The organism is Streptomyces polyasparticus (genome assembly GCF_014493765.1).
Classification (GTDB): Bacteria; Actinomycetota; Actinomycetes; order Streptomycetales; family Streptomycetaceae; genus Streptomyces; species Streptomyces polyasparticus.
The window spans coordinates 355,142-374,668 of the sequence record NZ_JACTVJ010000010.1 but is presented as its reverse complement, the minus strand read 5'-3'; the positions used below and the strand labels follow the sequence as shown (position 1 = coordinate 374,668).

The 19,527-nt window shown below is 71.7% G+C and carries 16 protein-coding genes; 5 read left to right on the top strand and 11 right to left on the bottom strand.

The window, feature by feature from the left end; genetic code table 11:
• Nucleotides 1–18: 18 nt before the first annotated feature.
• Nucleotides 19–1,062 carry a hypothetical protein gene (locus H9Y04_RS21135; protein ID WP_187815504.1) on the top strand — a complete coding sequence of 348 codons (1,044 nt, stop codon included), beginning with the start codon at nt 19–21 and terminating at the stop codon, nt 1,060–1,062.
• A gap of 46 nt (nt 1,063–1,108) precedes the next feature.
• Here H9Y04_RS21135 and H9Y04_RS21130 read toward each other — a convergent pair whose 3' ends face one another.
• From H9Y04_RS21130 to H9Y04_RS21110, 5 genes are all read right to left on the bottom strand, one after another.
• Entirely contained in the window at nt 1,109–3,064 is a 1,956-nt protein-coding gene (locus H9Y04_RS21130; protein WP_187815503.1) for an ABC transporter permease, read from the bottom strand.
• Nucleotides 3,061–3,849: a molybdate ABC transporter substrate-binding protein gene (modA, locus tag H9Y04_RS21125; protein WP_187815502.1), complete on the bottom strand. Its 789-nt coding sequence runs from the start codon at nt 3,847–3,849 to the stop codon at nt 3,061–3,063. Before modA ends, H9Y04_RS21130 begins: the two co-directional genes overlap by 4 nt.
• Nucleotides 3,850–3,931: 82 nt before the next feature.
• On the bottom strand, nt 3,932–4,327 hold the full coding sequence (locus H9Y04_RS21120) for a TOBE domain-containing protein (protein ID WP_187815501.1): 396 nt from the start codon (nt 4,325–4,327) through the stop codon (nt 3,932–3,934).
• Between the two features lie 125 nt (nt 4,328–4,452).
• Nucleotides 4,453–4,956, bottom strand: coding sequence for a DUF6328 family protein (locus H9Y04_RS21115; RefSeq protein WP_187815500.1), 504 nt, complete (start codon nt 4,954–4,956; stop codon nt 4,453–4,455).
• A gap of 88 nt (nt 4,957–5,044) precedes the next feature.
• Nucleotides 5,045–5,932: a hypothetical protein gene (locus tag H9Y04_RS21110; RefSeq protein WP_187815499.1), complete on the bottom strand. Its 888-nt coding sequence runs from the start codon at nt 5,930–5,932 to the stop codon at nt 5,045–5,047.
• A gap of 143 nt (nt 5,933–6,075) precedes the next feature.
• Between H9Y04_RS21110 and H9Y04_RS21105 the strand changes: the two genes are divergently transcribed.
• The gene (locus tag H9Y04_RS21105) at nt 6,076–6,471 is read left to right on the top strand and encodes a hypothetical protein (protein WP_187815498.1); all 396 of its coding nucleotides are present in this window, start codon (nt 6,076–6,078) and stop codon (nt 6,469–6,471) included.
• Nucleotides 6,472–6,478: 7 nt separating this feature from the next.
• Here H9Y04_RS21105 and H9Y04_RS21100 read toward each other — a convergent pair whose 3' ends face one another.
• From H9Y04_RS21100 to crcB, 4 genes are all read right to left on the bottom strand, one after another.
• Nucleotides 6,479–7,810, bottom strand: coding sequence for a M1 family metallopeptidase (locus H9Y04_RS21100; RefSeq protein ID WP_187815497.1), 1,332 nt, complete (start codon nt 7,808–7,810; stop codon nt 6,479–6,481).
• 67 nt (nt 7,811–7,877) lie between these two features.
• Nucleotides 7,878–11,765, bottom strand: coding sequence for a Pls/PosA family non-ribosomal peptide synthetase (locus H9Y04_RS21095; RefSeq protein WP_187815496.1), 3,888 nt, complete (start codon nt 11,763–11,765; stop codon nt 7,878–7,880).
• 781 nt (nt 11,766–12,546) lie between these two features.
• Complete coding sequence (locus tag H9Y04_RS21090; RefSeq protein WP_187815495.1) at nt 12,547–12,909, bottom strand: fluoride efflux transporter FluC; 363 nt, start codon at nt 12,907–12,909, stop codon at nt 12,547–12,549.
• Nucleotides 12,906–13,343 (bottom strand): fluoride efflux transporter CrcB, encoded by a 438-nt coding sequence (gene crcB, locus H9Y04_RS21085; RefSeq protein ID WP_214661448.1) that lies wholly within the window; start codon nt 13,341–13,343, stop codon nt 12,906–12,908. Before crcB ends, H9Y04_RS21090 begins: the two co-directional genes overlap by 4 nt.
• Before the next feature lie 257 nt (nt 13,344–13,600).
• Between crcB and H9Y04_RS21080 the strand changes: the two genes are divergently transcribed.
• The 3 genes from H9Y04_RS21080 to H9Y04_RS21070 all read left to right on the top strand — a co-directional run bounded on the left by H9Y04_RS21080 (nt 13,601) and on the right by H9Y04_RS21070 (nt 16,870).
• Nucleotides 13,601–13,987: an STAS domain-containing protein gene (locus H9Y04_RS21080; protein ID WP_187815493.1), complete on the top strand. Its 387-nt coding sequence runs from the start codon at nt 13,601–13,603 to the stop codon at nt 13,985–13,987.
• Between the two features lie 57 nt (nt 13,988–14,044).
• A complete protein-coding gene (locus H9Y04_RS21075; protein ID WP_187815492.1) occupies nt 14,045–15,247 on the top strand; it encodes a low temperature requirement protein A in 1,203 nt (400 codons plus the stop codon).
• Nucleotides 15,248–15,355: 108 nt separating this feature from the next.
• Nucleotides 15,356–16,870, top strand: coding sequence for a right-handed parallel beta-helix repeat-containing protein (locus H9Y04_RS21070; RefSeq protein WP_187815491.1), 1,515 nt, complete (start codon nt 15,356–15,358; stop codon nt 16,868–16,870).
• An 83-nt stretch (nt 16,871–16,953) separates the two neighbouring features.
• On the opposite strand, the gene H9Y04_RS21065 is transcribed toward H9Y04_RS21070, so the two are convergent.
• Both H9Y04_RS21065 and H9Y04_RS21060 read right to left on the bottom strand, forming a co-directional pair.
• A complete protein-coding gene (locus H9Y04_RS21065; protein WP_187815490.1) occupies nt 16,954–17,823 on the bottom strand; it encodes an alpha/beta fold hydrolase in 870 nt (289 codons plus the stop codon).
• Nucleotides 17,824–17,896: 73 nt separating this feature from the next.
• Entirely contained in the window at nt 17,897–19,519 is a 1,623-nt protein-coding gene (locus H9Y04_RS21060) for a glycoside hydrolase family 13 protein (RefSeq protein WP_187815489.1), read from the bottom strand.
• Nucleotides 19,520–19,527 lie beyond the last annotated feature (8 nt).

Below are 19,527 nucleotides of genomic sequence, written 5' to 3'. Positions count from 1 at the left end.
TCCTCAGGAGAAGCACCGGTGACCCTTGCCATTCCTGCCCCCGAAGTGCCCGCACAGACCGTCGAGGCCGCTGCCGTACCCGAGACGATCGCGCAGGACGCCCGGGAGTTCGGCGCCTATGCGCGGACCGGCGGCTGGACCTTCGCGCTGAAGGTGGCGCGCAGCGTGCGCCCGGGCGGTCAGAGCGCCGAGGAGAGCGAGAAGGTCTCGGCGAAGCGTTTCGCCGAGCTCGCGGGGTGCTCGCCGGAGCGGGTGATGCGGTTCTACAAGGCGTGGGACATCGCCGCGGACGACGGTCTCGTGCCGCAGTTCGAGGCGCTGGCGCCGGGTGTGGACGTGGAACTCCCGGAAGCCGATGTGTGGTTGAGCTACTACAGCTCCCGTTCCTCCGCGACCTCGGTGCGCGGTACCGCGATCACCGCGGCCGCGGAGGCCGAGGGCATCCGCCCCACGAAGGCCCTGGAGGTCGCCGAGAACCCGACCGCGCTGCGGGCCGCCATCCTCGCCGACCCGAGCACCGCGCAGGCCGCCCGCTCTGCGCTGCTCGACCGGATCGAGGAGGACGAGGAGCTGCGCGGCGCCCTGGCCCGCGATGTGGCCTCGCGCGAGGAGCTGAAGAAGGCCGTCGCCGGTGAGTCCAAGGTGTCGGACCGGATCGAGTTCGTGCGCCAGGTCGCCGAGACCGGCCAGGTCAAGACGCCCGCGGGCCAGGTCATCGATGCTCCGGCGCAGCTGCGCCAGGAGGCCGAGCGCCACCTGTCGCTGCTCGACGAGCTGGACGAGGGCGACGAGGCCGGCGAGTGGGCGGCCGAGGCGTACGGCACGGTGAAGACGCTGATCCAGGAGACCGTCGAGGCGGACCCGGAGCTGCGGGTGGCCGAGCGGCGTACGAAGTTCTACTCCAGCCTCAGCAAGGCGACGAAGGTGTTCGAGGAGCTCACCTTCGACGACGCCGACGCCGGTGAGTTCTACGAGGACGACATGGTGCAGCGTCTCGAGGAGCTGCAGGGTGCGCTCGCGGCGTGCATCGAGGCGCTGCGCAAGGCGGCGCCGACCAGCTGATTCCGCTGAAAGAGCGCGGGCCGGTGTGTCACCGGCCCGCGCTTTCTCACGTCGTGACGAGGGTGACCTCGGTGGCCTTCACGCTCGTGTAGACGGACACCCCGTCCGCGAGCCGCAGTTCGGCCGCGGCCTGGGGGGTGATCTCGGCGACCAGGTCCGGTGCCGGGCTCGCGTCGTCCTTGGCGAGGGAGCCGGTCCCCCGGTCCGCCCCGACGAGGACGCGCATCCGGCTGCCGACGACGGTGATCTCGCGGACGGTGCCGTGCCAGACGTTGCGGGGGCTGCCCTCGGGCCGCTCCCGGTGCAGGGAGACGGCCTCGGGGGCGATGATCGCAAGCGCCTCGGTGCCGGCCTCGGCCGGGTCGGCCAGGACAAGGCGGCCGCCGCCGGCCAGCGCGAGGCTGCCGTCCTCGGCGACGGTCCCGGCGAGCGCGTTGCGGCCGAGCATCCGCGCCACCCACGGCGAGCGCGGATGCCGGGAGACCTCGGCGGGCGGCGCGTCCTGCAGCGTGCGGCCCTCTTCCAGTACGAGGACACGGTCGGCCAACGAGACCGCCTCGACCGGATCGTGCGTGACGATCAGGCAGACGCCGCCGAAGCCGGACAGGTGGGTGCGCAGCGTGTGGCGGACGTGTGCGCGGGTGGTCTGGTCGAGTGCGGCCAGGGGTTCGTCGAGCAGCAGCAGCCGCGGGCTCGGCGCCAACGCCCGGGCGAGCGCGACCCGTTGGGCCTGCCCGCCGGAGAGCTGTCCTGGCTTGCGGTGGGCGAGGTGGCCGACGCCGAGGCGGTCGAGCCACTCCTGTGCGATGCGCCGCGCCTCACCGCGCCGCATGCCCTGGGCCCTGAGCCCGTACGCCGTGTTGGCGAGGGCGCTGAGGTGCGGGAAGAGCGCACCGTCCTGCGGCACCCAGGCCACGCCCCGCCGGTGCGGGGGCAGCCCGGTGACGTCGAGGTCGCCCAGACGCAGGTCGGCGCGGGCGCGCGGGGTGAGGCCGAGCAGGGCCCGAAGCAGGGTGGTCTTGCCGGCGCCGTTGGGGCCGACGACGGCGATGGTGGTGCCGGGCCCGGCGTCGAGGCTCAGCCGGGTGTAGCCGGTGACGTCCGCGTGCAGCGGCCACTTGGCCACCGGATCGGGCGGCAGGTCCAGGGGTGTCGGCTCGGCTGCCGCGTCCGGGGACACGGGCTTCCTGGTGCGACTCGACGGCTGCCCGGTGAACCGCCCCCGCAGCGAGACGAGCACGGCCATCGCGACGGCGAGCAGCAGCAGCGATACGGAGGTGGCCGCCTCGGGGTTGTCCTGGAGCAGCAGATACACCTGCAGGGGCAGGGTCTGGGTGGTGCCGGGCAGGTTCCCGGCGAAGGTGATGGTGGCGCCGAACTCGCCGAGCGCCCGCGCCCAGGTGAGGGCGGCGCCCGCGACCAGGCCGGGCGCGACCATCGGCAGGGTGACCGTCCAGAACACCTTCAGCGGTGAGGCGCCGAGCGAGGCCGCCGTCTCCTCGTACGAGGGACGCAGGCCCGCCAGGGCACCCTCCAGGCTGATGACGAGGAACGGCATGGAGACGAAGGTGGCCGCGACGACGGCGCCCGACGTGTGGAACGGCAGCGTGACCCCGAACCAGTCCTCCAGCCACGGTCCGAGCAGGCCGCGCCGGCCGAACCCGAGCAGCAGCGCCACACCGCCCACGGTCGGCGGCAGCACCATCGGCAGCAGCACCAGGGAGCGGACAAAGGCCTTGCCGCGGAAGTCGACCCGGGCGAGCAGCCAGGCCAGCGGAACACCCATGACGAGCGAGAGCGCGAGGGACCACAGGGAGACGACGAGCGAGAGCCGCAGCGCCTCGGTGACCCCGGGGCTGCTCAGGTGCGTGCCGAGGTCGCCCCACGAGGTGCGCACCAGGATCCCGATCAGCGGGATCAGCAGGAACGCGATCGCGAGCAGGGCGGGCACGGCGAGCGCCAGGGGGGCGCGGCGTCCGGGCATGGCGGTACGGCGGCTCATGGCTTCTGGAACCCGGCGTCCGCGAGGATCTTCTGGGCCTCGGCGCCGCCGAGCCACCGCACGAACGCGGCGGCCGCGTCCGCGTGTTCGGAGGTCTTGAGGGTGGCGGCCGGGTAGGCGGCGATGGCGTTCTGCGCGTCGGGGATGTCGATGCCCTCGGCCTTGCCGTCGGCGGCGGCGATATCGGTCTTGTAGACGATGCCGGCGTCGGCCTCGCCGAGTTCGACCTTGCTGAGGACCGCGCGAACGTTGGGCTCCTGCGACACCGGCTGCACGTCGACGTGCTGCTTGTCGAGGATCGCCTTGCTGTAGCGGCCGACGGGGACCTCGGGGGCGGCGAGCACCACCTTGAGATCGCTCTTCGCGAGGTCCCTGAGGTCCTTGATGTGCTGCGGGTTGCCCTTGCCGGTGGCGATGACCAAGCGGTTCTTCGCGATGACGGACGGGGTGCCGGTGTCGCCCTTCAGCCCGTCCATCGTCTTCTCGTCGGCGGTGACCAGGGCGTCGGCGGGGGCACCCTGCTTCACCTGGGCGGCCAGGTCCTGCGAACCGGCGAAGGAGAACGTGACCGTGGTGCCGGGGTGCGCCTTCTCGTACGCGGCTCCGGCGGTCCTGAACACATCGGTGAGCGAGGCCGCGGCGAGGACGGTCAGCTCGGTCTTCGTGCCTTCACCGCCCGCGTTCTTCGTCCCGCCGTCCTCGTCGCCGCACGCGGCGAGCGGGACGAGCAGCGCCGCGGTGAGGAGTCCGGCGGCTGCGCGGCGCGGGGTGAAGGCGATCGTCATGGGGTGTGGCTCTCCTTGTACGGCGGCAGGTGCTGCAGCTGATGCGAAAGCGGGGCGCGGCCGCGGGGCCGGCCCGGTGGGTTCAGGTCCGGTCGATATGAACGTTCGTCGACTTCACGCGGGCGGTGGCCTGCATGCCGACCTCGAGACCGAGTTCCTCGACGGCCTCACGGGTCAGCAGCGAGACGAGGCGATGGGGCCCGGCCTGGATCTCCACCTGCGCGGCGACATCGCCGAGCTTCACCGCGGTGACGATGCCGGGGAAGGCGTTGCGGGCCGAGGTGTACGAGGTCTCCTCGTCGCCGTGTGCGCCCTGGCCGACCTCGACCGAGAAGGCGGCCAGGGCCCGGCCCTCGATGAGCCTCCGCCCGGCCTCGTCGCGATGGGTCTCGACGCGTCCGGCGTCCGCCCAGCGGCGGACGGTGTCGGCGCTGACGCCGAGGAGGCGGGCCGCCTGACCGATGGTGTACGACTGCATGTGCGCCAAAGTAGGCCCGTACGAGTGGCATCTGCAAGCCACAAGCGGATCCCCGGGCCGCAGATGCGAGCTTCCTCCAGGAGTACGGGACGACGTTCTGGAGGATCACCCAATGGGTCGGCGGCTCAGTCCTGGGAGGACGTGTGGCGGCGACGGGCCCACAGCGGCAGGACGAACCAGCACACGAGGTACCAGGTGACGACGCCGGTCACGAGCCACGGGACGACGCCGTCGTGCAGCACCACGCGCAGGATCAGGAGCAGGGCGGCGGCGAGGGTGCCGAGCAGCAGGATCAGCCCGGTGAAGACGAGACGGGAGGCCCAGGTGACGGTCTGCGGCTTGATGCGGCGGCCGGAAACGATCCGGTGGAAGGAGACGGGGCCGATCAGGGCCCCGGTGGCGAGCGAACCGAGCAGGACGGTGGCGAGGTAGATCCCCCGGTCCGTGTCCCCCAGCTCGGCGAAGCGTGGTGTGAAGGCGACGGTCAGGAGGAAGCCGAAGAGGATCTGGACGCCGGTCTGGGCGACCCGTACTTCCTGGAGGAGTTCCGCCCACTGGCGGTCGGCTCGCTCCTCGGGTGTCTCGTTCCGGCCGTTGCGTATCTCCGTACCCTTCTCCTGCGTCGTCACGCTGTGCACTCCCTCCACCGGGTCCGCGGAGTCCCCGCGCGCCGGCTCTGCGAGTACCCTCACCGGCCGAAACGAGACCTGGCCCCGCTCACGGGGAGGACTGGCGGCCCTTCAGCTCCACCGGCACACCGGTGAACGCATCGAGCAGCACGCGCTTCCCCAGCGGCTGCTTCAGCTTCACCGTGACCTTCTCGATCAGCAACTGGTCGGTGCACGGTCCGTCGTTCCTGCCGCGCACCGATGCCGTGAGCACCACATTCTCGTCGGTCTCGAGCACCTGCACCACCGGGCCGTCGTCGCAGGCGCCGTGACCGGCGAGGACGACCAGGGAACGTCCGTCGCCGGAAACCGACCCGAGGCCATCGAGCGGCATCAGATCGTCGGTCTGCTCCTCGACCGGGCCGATCGGTGACCGCGTGATGGCGTCCGCCGCCACGGCCGCGCGGATCAGCGGCTGGTCGTAGCCCTGCACGGTGAAGTACCAGACGGGTACGGAGGCCGGACCGCGGCTGGTCGCCACCCGGTGCAGGTCGAGCTTCGCCTGCGTGATCGTCAGGCCCTGTCCCTCGCCGGACGGTTCCTGGGTCCGGAAGAGCTCTAAGGTCGCCTCGGCCGACAGCACCTGCACGCCGAGCGACTCCCCGCTGTCCTCCCAGCGGATCTTCCCCTGGGTCGCCTTGTCGGACAGCTCACCCGCGACGGTGAACCTGCCCTCCCCGTAGGCGATTTTGTCCTCGCTGCTGTGCCAGGCGTCCGCCGGCAGCCAGACCAGCTCTTCCAGCGGGAAGAAACCTTCGCGCCACTGCTGCGCGGCGTCCGATCCACGCCAGGCGTCCGAGACCTGCCGCGCACGGCCCTTGCCCTCGCCGTCCACGGCGGGGCCGCCCCCTGCGGAGCTCTCGTCCCCGCAGCCCGCGAGGCTCAGCATGCCCGCCAGCAACAGCACAAGGAGACCGGTCAGTTGACGAACGCGCATGCTGCCGCCCTTCGGCAAGGACCCGGTCACGGACGCCGTGTCGACGCTAGGACGCGCGAACGGGCCAGGCAGTTCCCCTCCCGGGATCGGTCCACCGGACCGCACGGCTTCCGCTACCGGTGCGGCTCCTGCATGATCGACCGGTGCTGATCGAGGTGGAGAAGATCGCGAAGTTCCCCTGGAGTCCGTGGCTGGCCCAGATCCAGACGTCCTTCGGGCGAACCGCGGTGCGCTGGTGCGGCGCCGAGGACGCCGCACCCGGTCCGTATCACGTCGAGTGGACGGTCGATGCGGAGATCGACTGGGGACGGAACGCGAAGCCCGCTGCCGGTTGCGGCCCGGGGGGGCGACCGGGCGGACACTGCGTGATCCTGCGCGGACGGCTGAACCCCACGCCGGACGGGGCCGCCGTGCTGGAACTGGGCGACAGCACGATCCTCCTGGACCTCACCGATCCGCTGCCCGAGGAGATCGCCGGTACCTGGGTGGAGCTGTTCCTGGAGCGCGAGAAAATCAGCCTCTACCCCTACACGCTCTGACCTGTGGTCAACGACCGGCCTGCGGCATGGGGGGAAGGCGGCCCTCGTAGAGCCAGGCGTGGAACAGTTCGTCCAGGGGGCGGTCCGCGTGGCGTTCCGCGTGGGAGACGAAGGTCTGCGTGGTGACGATGCCGCCGCGGTGGACGGAGGCCCAGGCGCGCAGCATCGTGAAGAAGGCCGCGTCGCCGAGCGCGCAGCGCACCGCGTGCACCGCGAGGCCGCCGCGTTCGTAAAGCCGGTCGTCGAACATCAGCTTGCGGCCGGGGTCGGCGAGCTTGAGGTCCTGGCTCTGGCCGGCGAGCAACCGGTGGGCGACCGCCGCCAGTTCGTGTGCGGTCCGGCCCCCGGAGCGCTCCGACCAGAGCCACTCCGCGTACTTCGCGAGGCCTTCGTTGAGCCAGATGTGCCGCCAGTCGGCGATGGTGACGCTGTTGCCGAACCACTGGTGGGCGAGCTCGTGCGCGACCAGGCGCTCCGAACCCCGGGCACCGTCCACGTGGTTGGTGCCGAACAGCGAGAGCCCCTGTGCCTCGACCGGTACGTCGAGTTCCTCGTCCGCCACGACCACGGCGTATTCGCCGAAGGGGTAGGCCCCGAAGAGCTCCTCGAAGAGCGCCATCATCTGCGGCTGGCGGGCGAAGTCGCGGGAGAAGTCCGTGAGCAGATGCGCCGGGAAGTGCCCGGTCTGCGGGACGCCGCCGAGGCCCGGGTCACCGAGCAGCGCGGTCTGGTACTTGCCGATGGACAGGCCGACCAGGTAGCTCGGGGTGGGCGCGGACTGCTCGTACACCCAGGTCGTGGTGGAGGACTTGGTGGTACGGGTGAGCAGCTTGCCGCCGACGACCACCTGGTACGCGGACGGCGTGGTGAGCGAGATCTGGTACGCGGCCTTGTCGGCGGGCCGGTCGTTGCACGGGTACCAGGACGGCGCGCCGACCGGCTGGCTGGCGACGAGCGCGCCGTCGGTCAGCTCCTCCCAGCCGATGCCGCCCCAGGGGCTGTTCACGGGCTTGGGGTTGCCCGAGTAGTGCACCTCGACGGTGAAGGCCTTGCCCGCGGGCAGTGCCTTCGCGGGTCTGACCCGCAGGCGGCCGCCGCGGTGCGTGTAGTGGGCGGCCCGGCCGTCGACGCGGATCCGGCCGATACGGAAGTCGCCCAGGTTGAGCTGGAACTCCGCCAGCGGCGCACGGCCCGCGATGGCGCTGATGCGGGCCGTGCCGGCCAGGCGGTTGGGTCCGGGTCGGTAGTCGAGGTCCAGCTCGTAGCGGTGCACCCGGTAGCGGAGGTCGCCGTTGTCCGGGAAGTAGGGGTCCGCTGCCGCCTTCTGGTGCCCGCTCACGTGTGGTCCGCTCCCTGCCCAGTTGCTTGTCCGCGGTGCCGCCCGGGCAGGCCCTTGAAGATCCGTCTCAGGGGCGCCAGGCCTCGATCGGGTTGCCGAGCCATCGGGTGTCCGCCGGCAGCGACTCGCCGGCCATCACCAGCGACGCGGGACCCAGGGTGCTCCGGGCACCGACCTCGCTGCCGGGCAGCACGATTCCGCCCGGGCCCAGGGTGGCGCCCTCGCGGAGGACCACAGTATCCGTCCTCAAGATCCGATCGTGGAAGAGGTGGGTCTGCAGTACACAGCCGCGGTTCACGCTGGTCGCGGCTTCGAGCGTGACCAGATCGGTCTCGGGCAGCCAGTAGCTCTCGCACCACACGCCCCGCCCGATGTGCGCGCCGAGGCCGCGCAGCCACACGTTCAGGACAGGGGTGCCGGGGACCGCTCCGGCCAGCCACGGCACGGCGAGCATCTCGACGAAGGTGTCGGCGAGTTCGTTGCGCCAGACGAAGCCGCACCACAGCGGGTGCTCCCCCGTGCGGTGGCGTCCGACGAGCGCCCACTTGGCGACGATCGACACCAGGCACGCGAGCGCGCCCGCGACGAGCAGCACGGCGCCGCTCAGCAGGGCGGCCAGCCACAGCCCGTACGAGGCGAGGAAGGCGAGCAGTCCGGCGGTGAGGACGAGGAGCGCGGCCGAGCAGAGGACGGGGACGATCCGGCAGGCTTCGACCAGCGCGCGGGCCAGCCGCAGCTTCAGCGGCGGCGCGTAGGTGCGGCTGTCGTCCGAGTCGGCGGCGGCGCGCGGCAGTTTCACCGGCGGCAGACCCAGATACGAGCTGCCCTTCTTGGCCTTCTTCGGCGTGGCGGACAGGACACCCACCAGGCCGTCGTCGGGGACGCTGCGGCCGGGCGCGGTCATGCCCGAGTTGCCGAGGAAGGCCCGCCGGCCGATCTCCGCGCGGCCGATCCGCACCCAGCCGCCGCCCAGTTCGTACGGTGCGGTCAGCGTGTCGTCGGCGAGGAACGCGCCCTCGCCCACCGTGGTCAGGCTGGGCAGCGCGAGGACGGTGGAGACCTCGGCGCCACGGCCGATGCGCATCCCGAGGAGCCGCATCCACACGGGCGTCACGAGCCCCGCGTAGAGCGGGAAGAGGGTCTGCCGGGACAGGTCCATCAGCTGCGTGACGGTCCAGGCCTGCCAGCCGATGCGGCTGTGCGTGGGGCGGGTGCCCGTGCGCAGGCCGAGGCTGAGCAGACGGACGCCGGTCAGGATCAGGACGGCATACGCGAGGCCGAAGGCGAGTGTCGCGGGGACGAGCGCGAGGGCCGCTCCCCGGGCGGCTTCGGCGAGCGAGGCGTCGGCGGGGACGAAGGCCTGGGCCACGCAGAGGGCGGGCACGGCTGCGGCCAGGGGAAGCAGGCTCAGCGCGATGCCGGTCAGGCCGTACATCGCGCGCCAGTGCACGGCACGCGGCGGCCGCTGCCCCGGCCAGTCCCGCTTCGCCTTGCCGAGCTTCTCGGCGGGCGAACCGGCCCAGCGCTGACCGGTGGGCACCTGCCCGCGTACGGCCGAACCCGGGGCGACCTCGGCGCGCTTGCCGATCCGCGCGCCCGGGAACAGGATGCTGCGCGTGCCGACCACCGCGCCGGCGCCGACCTTGACGGTGCCGATGTGCAGGCGGTCGCCGTCCAGCCAGTGTCCGGACAGGTCCACTTCGGTCTCCACGGCGCAGCCGCGGCCGAGCTTGAGCAGTCCGGTGACCGGCGGCAGCGAGTGCAGGTCCACATCGGAGCCGACCTTGGCGCCGAGTGCCCGTGCGTACCGCTCCAGCCAGGAGCCGGTCAGGGAGGTCGCGCCGCTGTACTCGGCGAGACGTTCGGCGGTCCACAGCCGCAGGTGCACGCTGCCGCCACGGGGATACGTGCCGGGCTGGACGCCCCGCAGCAGCAGGCGCGCTCCGCCGGCCGAGAGGAGCAGGCGGCCGGGCGGTGTGAACAGGACCAGGGTGCCGGCGCCAATCAGCCACCAGGAGGCGGTGGGCGCCCAGGGGTAGGCGCCGAACCAGTGCAGCGCATTGCCGAGGGCGGCGAGTGCAACCGTCCAGCGCAGGCCCATCAGGGTGAACAGCGGCAGGATCAGGAGCAGTTGGGCGATCTGCGCGCGGACCGGCACCGGCTTGATCTCGCGTGCCTTGCCGTCGTCCTGTACGGACTTCTCCAGGCGGCGGGCCAGCTTGCGCAGGACGGGCCGCTCGTAGATGTCGAGGACGGCGGCGCTCGGGTAGCGCTCGCGCAGCCGGGTGGTGAGCTGCGCCGCGGCGAGGCTGCTGCCGCCGATGGCGAAGAAGTCGTCGGACGCGCTGGTCACGGGGATGCCGAGGGTCTCGCTCCACTGCTCGGCGAGCCAGGCCTCGGTGCCGTACAACTGCTCGCCCGGGCCCGCGGACTCCACATCGGGCAGCGGCCACGGCAGGGCGTTGCGGTCGACCTTGCCGGAGGTACGGGTGGGCAGATCGGCGACCGGCGCGAGCAACGGGACGAGGGCCGCGGGCAGTTCGGCCCGCAGCTTCTCGACGGCCTTCGCGTGGTCGAAGTCCTCCTGCGTGACGATGTAGCCGACGAGCAGCTGGTTGCCGCTGCGTGCGGTGCGCACGGCGGCGGCCGCGCCCGCGACGCCGGGCAGCGCCTGCAGAGCGGTGTCCACCTCGCCGAGTTCGATACGGCGGCCGCCGAGCTTGATCTGCTCGTCGCCGCGGCCCAGGAAGATCAACCCCTCGGGGTCGGCCTTCACGAGGTCGCCGCTGCGGTAGGCGCGCTGCCAGCCCATCGATTCGAGCGGCGCGTACTTCTCGGCGTCCTTGTCGGGGTCGAGGTAACGGGCAAGGCCCACACCGCCGATGACGAGCTGACCGCTCTCGCCCATTGGTACGGGGCGGCCCTGCTCGTCGACGACCACGAGCTCCCAGCCGCCCAGCGGCAGTCCGATACGGATCGGCTCCTCGCCCGTCATCAGGGCGGCGCAGGCGACCACGGTCGCCTCGGTGGGGCCGTAGGTGTTCCACACCTCGCGGCCCTCGGTGACCAGGCGCTGAGCGAGTTCGGGCGGGCAGGCCTCGCCGCCGAAGATCAGCAGGCGGACGTCGTTGAGGGTTTCGGGCTCCCACAGGGCGGCGAGCGTGGGCACGGTGGAGACGACGCTGATCTCCTGCTCGACCAGCCAGGGGCCGAGGTCGGCGCCGCTGCGTACCTGGGAGCGGGGCACGGGGACGAGGCAGGCGCCGTAGCGCCACGCGAGCCACATCTCCTCGCAGGAGGCGTCGAACGCGACGGAGAGGCCCGCCATCACGCGGTCCCCGGGGCCGATCGGGTCCTCCGTGAGGAACAGGGCGGCCTCGGCGTCGACGAACGCGGCGGCGCTGCGGTGGGTGACGGCTACGCCCTTGGGCTTGCCGGTCGAACCGGATGTGAAGATGATCCACGCGTCGTCGTCGAGGCCGGGGCGGGCGGCGGGGACGTCGGCGGGCTTGTCGACGGTGAAGGTGTGGCCTGCGGTGATGACGGTGCGTACGCCGGCCTCGCCGAACACCAACTCGGCGCGTTCGTCGGGGTCTTCGGCGTCCACGGGCACGTAGGCGGCGCCCGCGGCGAGGACGGCGAGGATCGCGATGTAGAGGTCGTTCGTGCCGCTCGGCACGCGGACGCCCACGCGGTCGCCCAGGCCTACGCCCGCCTCGTCCAGCCGGCGCCGTAGCTGCTCCACCTCCGTGGCCAGGGTGCGGTACGTCAGGCGGCGGGTGCCGTCGTCCAGCGCGAGCTCGTCGGGGTGGGTCCGTGCGGTGGCGTCGAGGAGGTCGACGAGGGTGCGTGGTGGTGCGGCGGGGCCGGCCGTGAAGTGGGCCGGGGCCTCGAACTGTTCGCTCAGCTCCGCTTCGAGCAGGGTGAGCTCGGCGTTCGTACCGGTGGCTTCCATCGGGTCCCATCGTCGAGGCCTCGGCTGCGCAGGGGGATGGTGCCGACTCGGCCCCTGGTTTGCCCGGGGTTGTCCGGGGGTGGTCCGAACAACCGGCTTATCCTAGTCGGCTGCCGGTGGGTGGGCGCTCTGGAGCCGGGCGGTGGGGCCGTGATTGCGGCCACGTCCGGGTTCGACCCTGGGGGCTCTGCCCCCGGACCCCCGCTGGTGGCTTCGCCCCCAGGCCCCCTCTGCTCGGGTGCGGCTTCGTGTCCGGCTCCCCGTCTGCTCGGCTGCGCCTGCGGTTCGTCTCGGGTCGGTGCCGGGGTGGGATACCTGGTTTTCGGGCAATGTGGGCCGGTACCGAGGGACTCGCCTTGTCGTTACGAACCGCCCGAAAACCAGCCACCCCACCCCGTCCCCTCCCGCGACCACAGCCGGGTGGGGCTTCTGCACCAGCACTGCGCGGCTGCGGGCGTGCCGCCTCTGCCAACTGGTGCGTGGCTGCAGGCGGATGCCCCCCCCCGGCCGACCGATGCACGGTTGCGCCACTCCCGCTGCCTGCGCTGAACGGGGCGTCCAACCCCAGCCCGTCCGGCGTTTGAGGACGAGCGCCGTTCAGGCGTGAAAGGGGGCAAGGGGCGAAGCCCCCGTAGGCCCACCCACCGGGGGTCCGGGGGCGCAGCCCTCGGTTTCGGGAAGGGGCGGGTAGGGGAAAAGTTGGCCCGCCGCAGGCGCAGCCGGGCCGCACCCGGGGTGAGACCGAGGCGTTGGGACCGGCCGGGCCCTCGGAGGCCGGCCCTCAGCCGAGGAGTGACTGGGCCAGCGCAAGGCCCACGTATGCCGCGCCCAGGCCCGCCAGGACGCTGCCGAGTGCGTTGGCGATCGTGTGCACGCCCGCGCCGGTGCGGGACAGGGTGAGCGTCTCGTACGAGAACGTCGAGTACGTGGTGAGTGCGCCGCACAGGCCCGTGGCGAGGAACAGCATGGCGTGGGAGGAGAGGGCCGCGCCGGTCAGGAAGCCGAGCAGGAGCGAGCCGGTCATGTTGGCGGTGAACGTGCCCCAGGGGAAGCCCGTGGTGTGGCGGGACTGGACGGCGCGGTCGGTGAGGTAGCGCAGGGGGGCGCCGAGCATGCCGCCGGCGAGAACGAGGAGCCAGTTCACGCGGCGACTCCCAGGGCCTTGCGGGTGCCGGCGGAGGCCAGCCAGACGCCCGTGAGGGCTCCGGCGAGCGTGAGGGCCAGGTAGGTGAGGGCCGTGCCGGCGTGGGCGCGCTCGATGAGGCGCTGGATGTCGACGACGTACGTGGAGAAGGTGGTGAAGCCGCCGAGGACGCCCGTGCCGAGGAACGGGCGCAGGAGCGGGGGTGTGGCGCGGCCCGTCTCGGTGACCGCGACCATCAGGACGCCGATCAGGGCGCAGCCGATGACGTTGACCGTCAAGGTCGTCCACGGGAAGGCGTCGGGGCCGGTCGGCCAGGCGAGGGAGGCGGCATAGCGGGCGGTGGCGCCGAGGCCGCCGCCCAGGGCGACAGCCGCCAGGACGGGGGCCTGCCGGGGCCCGGGCCGGGGGGCGGTGTCCGCTTCTCGATCGTGCAGCACTGCGGCACCTTATCCGGGCTGCCCGCCGAAGCACGGAACCTAACGCACCGTCACCATCGGTTTTCAGGCAGGGTTTGGCCACAACCTTCGCTATTCATCGTACTGTTGGGGGTACAGACCGCCCTGAGCGGGGATGACACGAGTGGCGCCGCACCGCCACGCCTTCCGCTTGTGACGGCCGACGCCCGTACCGATGCAGCCCGCGGAGCGAATTCGTCACTCCGCGTCACAGGATGGGGGCCTCGGGAGTGGCCATGGGGACCGCGGACTTCACGTTCGGCCTGGAGCACCGCACAGCCGGAGCAACCCTCTTCCTGCTGCTCAGCGGAGAGCTCGACATCTGGGCCGATGAGGAACTGGCCCCCCGCGCGGCCCGGTTGATCGGCTCCGTCAGACCCGAGGTCGTCATCGACCTGCACCATGTGACCTTTCTCGACGCGGGCGGGCTGCGCCTGCTGCTCGGGATACGGCAGCGGGTGGCACGCCGTCAGGGCACGGTGCGTCTCATCCGCGCGAACGGCCAGCCGCATCGCGTGCTGCGACTGGCCGGTCTGGCCGGCGAGTTCGATGTGATCCGTGGCGAGCCGGACGACGGGGTGGGACAAGGCCCGGCCGTGCCCGCCGGAGGACCGGCGGCGTAGGGTTCCGGCAAGGCGGTGCGGCGGGGTGCCGCACCACGTGCCAACTGGGGGGAACCAGTGCCGGCGGGCAAGAGTTCATCGCGTCTGATACCGACCGGAGGCGACCACAAGGTCACCCCGGCCGAGCTGTTCTTCGATCTTGTCTTCGTCTATGCCATCACCCAGGTGACGGCGATGATGGCGGACCACACGACCGCGGCCCGTATCGCCGGTTCGCTGGTGGTGCTCGCGCTGTTGTGGTGGTGCTGGACCTGTTTCGCCTGGCTCGGCAATGTGGTGCGCGCCGATGCAGGCGGACTGTTCGCCGTGCTCGTGGCGGTGATGGCCGTGATGCTCGTCGTCTCCTTCGCGCTGCCCGAGGTGTACGCCGACAAGTCGGGCGGCGTGGACGCCCCGTTGGTGTTCGTGCTCTGTTACGGGACCGTACGGCTGCTGCATCTCGTGTCGTACTGGCTGTCCGCGCCCGACGACCCCGCACTGCGGGCCACCCTGGTGCGGATCGTTCTCACCTCGGTGACGCCGCCGTTCGTGCTGCTTCTGGTGGGTGCGGCCTTCGACGGGGCCACGCAGATGGTCATCTGGGGCGGGGCGGTGCTCCTCGACTACGCGATGGTGTTCCTGACCCGGGGCTCGGGGTGGCGGGTCTCCTCGCCGGGGCACTTCGCCGAACGGCACGGCCTGATCGTGATCATCGCGCTCGGCGAGTCGATCGTGGCGATGGGTGTCGGCGTGACCGGTTACCCGCTGACCCTTGCCATGATCGCGGCGGCCGCGCTCGGCATCACGATCTCTGCGGGCATGTGGTGGATGTACTTCCGCAAGGTCAGCGAGCCGGCCGAACACGGCATCTCCCGGGCGGAAGGCGATGAGCGCACCAAGCTCGCCAGCGATGTGTACACGTATCTGCATCTGCCGCTGATCGCGGGGATCGTGCTCGCCGCCCTCGGTATGAAGGTCGCGCTGCACCAGATCGCGGATGCCGAGCACTATGGCCTGTCCGAGCCGTTGCACGGCATCGTCGCGTGGGCGCTGCCGGGCGGGGTGGGGGTCTATCTGCTCGCCTCGGCCGCGATCCTCGCCCGGGTGTCGGGCCGGGGGTCGCTGGTCCTCCTGCTCGGCGGTGGACTCTGCCTGGTCGGCGGCCCGCTGGTGACCGTGGTGCCCGCACTGGTCGCGCTCGCCCTGCTCGGCGCGGCGGTCGCGGGGATGGCGGCGCTGCATTCACGGGTGGCGCGGCCGGCCTTGGGGACGGCCGCGTAGGCGAGGTGACGCACGCGTCGGGCTACGGGGCGCGCCCAGGATCATCCATCCAAGGCGCCCGCACGATAGTCCATGGCCGCGCCTTGGTTGCGCGTTCAAACTCCGTGCATGCCAACACAGTTGACCAAGAGAATCCTGGCCGTCGCCACGGCGGCCACGTTCCTGGCGGGTGTACTGCCGGCCGCCGCAGCTGCCGCGGATGCCCGTGCGGGCGCCGTCTACCACGTGGACTGCGCGGGCGGCAGTGACACGGCGGACGGCACCAGCCCCGCGCGTGCCTGGCGCTCGCTCGCCAAGGCGTCCCGCAGTTATGGACCCGGCGACCGGCTGCTCCTCAAGCGCGGCGTGACCTGCACCGGCAGCCTCGCGCTCAGCGGTGAGGGCAGCGCGGCCGAACCGATTCGCCTCGACGCGTACGGCCGCGGTGCGAAGCCGCATATCGAGGGTGCGGGAGCGCGGGCGGCGGTGCATGTCGCCAACGGCCAGGGCTGGGAGATCCGCAATCTCGACCTGTCCAACACGGGCGCGCCGACCACCACCGATCGCCGCGCGGGCCTCCTGGTGAGCCTGGAGGACTACGGCATCGGCCGGCACTACGTCGTCGAGGGCGTCGACGTCCACGACGTGAACGGCTCCGATCACAAGGATCCGAACCCGAGCGGCGGCATTCTGTTCGCGGTGTGGGGCGCGCAACAGCCGACGCGCTTCGACGGCGTCCGTATCACCGGAAACACGGTGCGGCACGTGGACCGCACCGGCATCGGCACCTCGTCGACGTGGGGACGGCGCGCGGAGCACCCGAACGGGCCGGGAGCGAGCTGGGAGCCGGTCACCGGCCTGCGGATCGCGCGCAACGAGGTCCACGACGCGGGCGGCGACGGGATCGTCGTCCAGACCGCGAAAGGCGCCCGAGTCGAGCACAACTACGTGAACGGCTTCAACCGCCGCTCGGCCGGCTACAACGCCGGGATCTGGGCGTGGAATTCGGACGATGTCCTGTACCAGTACAACGAGGTCACCGGCGGGCTCGGCCACCGCGACTCGATGGCGTTCGACTTCGACGGCGGCAACAACGGGAACGTCTACCAGTACAACTACAGCCACCACAACGACGGCGGCGCGCTGCTCGTCTGCAACGGCGCGGGCATGACCACGAACGGCAATGTCTTCCGGCACAACATCAGCGTCGACGACGGCAGTCCGAACTATCCGTACGGTGTGGTGTCGATCGTCTGCGCCGCGACCACGAACACCGAGGTGTACAGCAACACCTTCGTCACCGACGAACCCGGCCAGGCGATGGTCGTGAGCAACGGTCCGGACGGTGTGACCTTCCGTAACAACATCTTCGCGGCGGCGCCCGGCGGCTCCTCGTTCAAGGACGACCGGAGCCGCTACGAGGGGAACCTGTACTGGAACACCGAGCAGGCCAGGGACGCCTCCGCCGTCGTCGCCGACCCGCTGTTCACCGCGGCAGACCCCGGTGCGCCGCGGGATGTCCGGCTGCGTCCGGGCTCGCCCGCACTCGGCACCGGCATGTCCTTCGATGACGGTGTACGGGTCGACTTCTTCGGCAATCGGATCCCGGATCCCGCCAACAACGGCGCGTACCAGGGCAGTTGACCTCTGGCATCGCGGGCCCTCGGCCGGCCGGAAGCCCGGCGTCACGCGTGTCTGCGTGGCGCCGGGCAGGGTCCGAGGCCGGATTACGAGGCGCCCTCGAGGACCTCCCGCAGTCGCTGGGCGAACTCGTCCGGCTTGCCGGGGTAGCCGAACTCGCCGTCGAGGAAGCCGCCGTGGTGGCTCGGGAACACGGTCGCCTGCTGCCCGAGCAACTTCGCGATCGCGTCCGAGGTACGTCCCGTCTGCACGGTCAGGGACTCCTCCCCCACGGCGATCACCACGCGGGTGGGCGCGGCGACGAGGGCGTCGACATCCGGCTGGTAGCTGCTGATCGCCCAGGACCGGTCGGAAAGCAGCGGGTCCTCGCGTGAACCGTCGTCCTCCGTGGGCATGCCGAACGCGGCGGGGTCGGCGTCCGGCTGGGCGAAGTAGGCGTCCGTGAACTCGCCCTCCCACGAGGTCATGGCCACGAACGCCGCCATACCCGCGCCCCAGCCCCGCTTCTCGTAGGCGTCACGGACCGCGGCGCGCGCCCGTACGGCTGCCGGGCCGTCCGGCGTGAGGGTGATCAGCGGCGGCTCGTGCGCGACCAGGGTGGTCACGTCCTCGGGGTACTTCGCCACGACCGCGAGCGCGGTGACCGCTCCGCCGCTGCTGGCGAACATCTCCACCGGCCCGGCCCCGAGCGCCTCGATGACGGCGTGTACATCGTCGGCCTGGGTCTGCGGCGTGTGGTCGATACGCCCGTCCTTGCGCGTGCTGCGGCCGAGCCCGCGCGGGTCGTAGGTGACGGCGGTCCGGTCGGGGAAACGTGCGGCGAGCGCGGCGAAGCCGGTGGCGTCCATGGGCTGCCCGATCATGAGCAACGGCGGACGGCCGTCGGCGGTCGGCAGGGGGCCGCGGACGTCGTAGACGAGGTCTGCTTCGGCTGTCTTCAGCGTGTGGGTCTTCATACGGGTGCAGACCGCGCCCGGGCCGAAAACTCATCGCTCCCGACCGCTGCCGCGCTGCCACTGCCCACCGCGCTCACTCTCCGGGCGCCAGCCACACCGTCGTGTCCCCCGGCACCCCGTCCTCCTCCAGCGGCCCGCTGGCCAGTACCACCCGCATCCCCGCGGGCAGCGCGACCGGTTCGGTACCCGCATTGACCAGGCACTGCATCCCGGACGGCCGGGCGAAGCAGACGGTGTCCGGGCCGGCGTCGAGCCACTGGAGGGTTTCCGGCTGCGGCGCGAGGAGTGCGCCGCGCAGCCGGAGCGCCTCGCGGTAGAGCCGCAGGAACGAGTCGGGGTCGTCCTCCTGGCGTTGGGCGCTCCAATCGGCCCACTGCGGGGGCTGCGGCAGCCAGGACGCGCCGTTCGCCGAGAAGCCCAGGGACTCCCCTGTCGCCTTCCAGGGCAGCGGCACCCGGCAGCCGTCGCGTCCTCGGTCGCGGCCTTCGGAGCGTACGAAGGTGGGGTCCTGGATGAGGTGGTCGGGGATCGACTGGACCTCGGGCAGGCCGAGCTCGTCGCCTTGGTACAGATAGACGCCGCCGGGAAGGGCCAGCGTCAGGAGTGCGGCCGCCCGGGCACGGCGCCGTCCCAGGGTCACGTCGCTCGGGTCGGCGAGCCGCTTGTCGCCCATGTCGAAGGAGGTGTCGGCGCGGCCGTAGCGCGTCACATGGCGGATGGTGTCGTGGTTGGAGAGCACCCAGGTGGGCGGTGCGCCGACCGGCTCGTGCAGGGCGAACGTGGAGTCGATGACCTGCCGCAGGGCCGAGGCGTCCCAAGGGCAGCACAGGAAGTCGAAGTTGAAGGCGGAGTGGAGTTCGTCGGGGCGAAGGTAGCGCGCCGACTGTTCGGGGCTCGGCAGCCACACCTCGCCGACGAAGGTGCGCTCGCCCTCGTACGAGTCGAGGATCTTGCGCCAGGAGCGGTAGACGTCGTGGACCTCCTCCACGTCCTGGTACGGCAGGTCCGTCGGGTCCGGGTCGTGGCCGACGTCCGGCAGCCCGGGCTTCTTCGCCAGGCCGTGTGCCACGTCGATACGGAAGCCGTCGACGCCGCGGCGGAGCCAGAAGTGCAGGACGTCCTCGAACTCGGCTCGTACGTCCGGGTGTTCCCAGTTCAGGTCGGGCTGCTCGGGCGCGAACATGTGCAGATACCAGAGGCCCGGGGTGCCGTCGGCGTCGGTGACACGAGTCCAGGCGGGGCCGCCGAAGTACGACTGCCAGTCGTTGGGCGGCAGTTCGCCGCGCTCCCCCTTGCCGGGGAGGAACCAGAAGCGGTCGCGTGCCCCTGGTTCGTCCGCCAACGCCTGACGGAACCATGGGTGGTGGTCGGAGCAGTGGTTGGGCACCAGGTCGACGATGACGCGCAGCCCGTGCGCGTGCGCCTCGTCGATCAGCGACTCGGCTTCGGCGAGGGTGCCGAACAGCGGGTCGATGTCCCGGTAGTCGGCCACGTCGTAGCCGCCGTCCGCCATGGGTGAGACGTACCAGGGGTTGAACCACAGGGCGTCCACGCCGAGTTCACGGAGGTACGGCAGCTTCGCGCGCACTCCGGCCAGGTCGCCGATGCCGTCGCCGTTGCCGTCGGCGAAGCTGCGGACGTAGATCTGGTAGATCGCGGCGTGCCGCCACCAGGCGGGCACGGACGTCGAAGTCACAAGTGCTC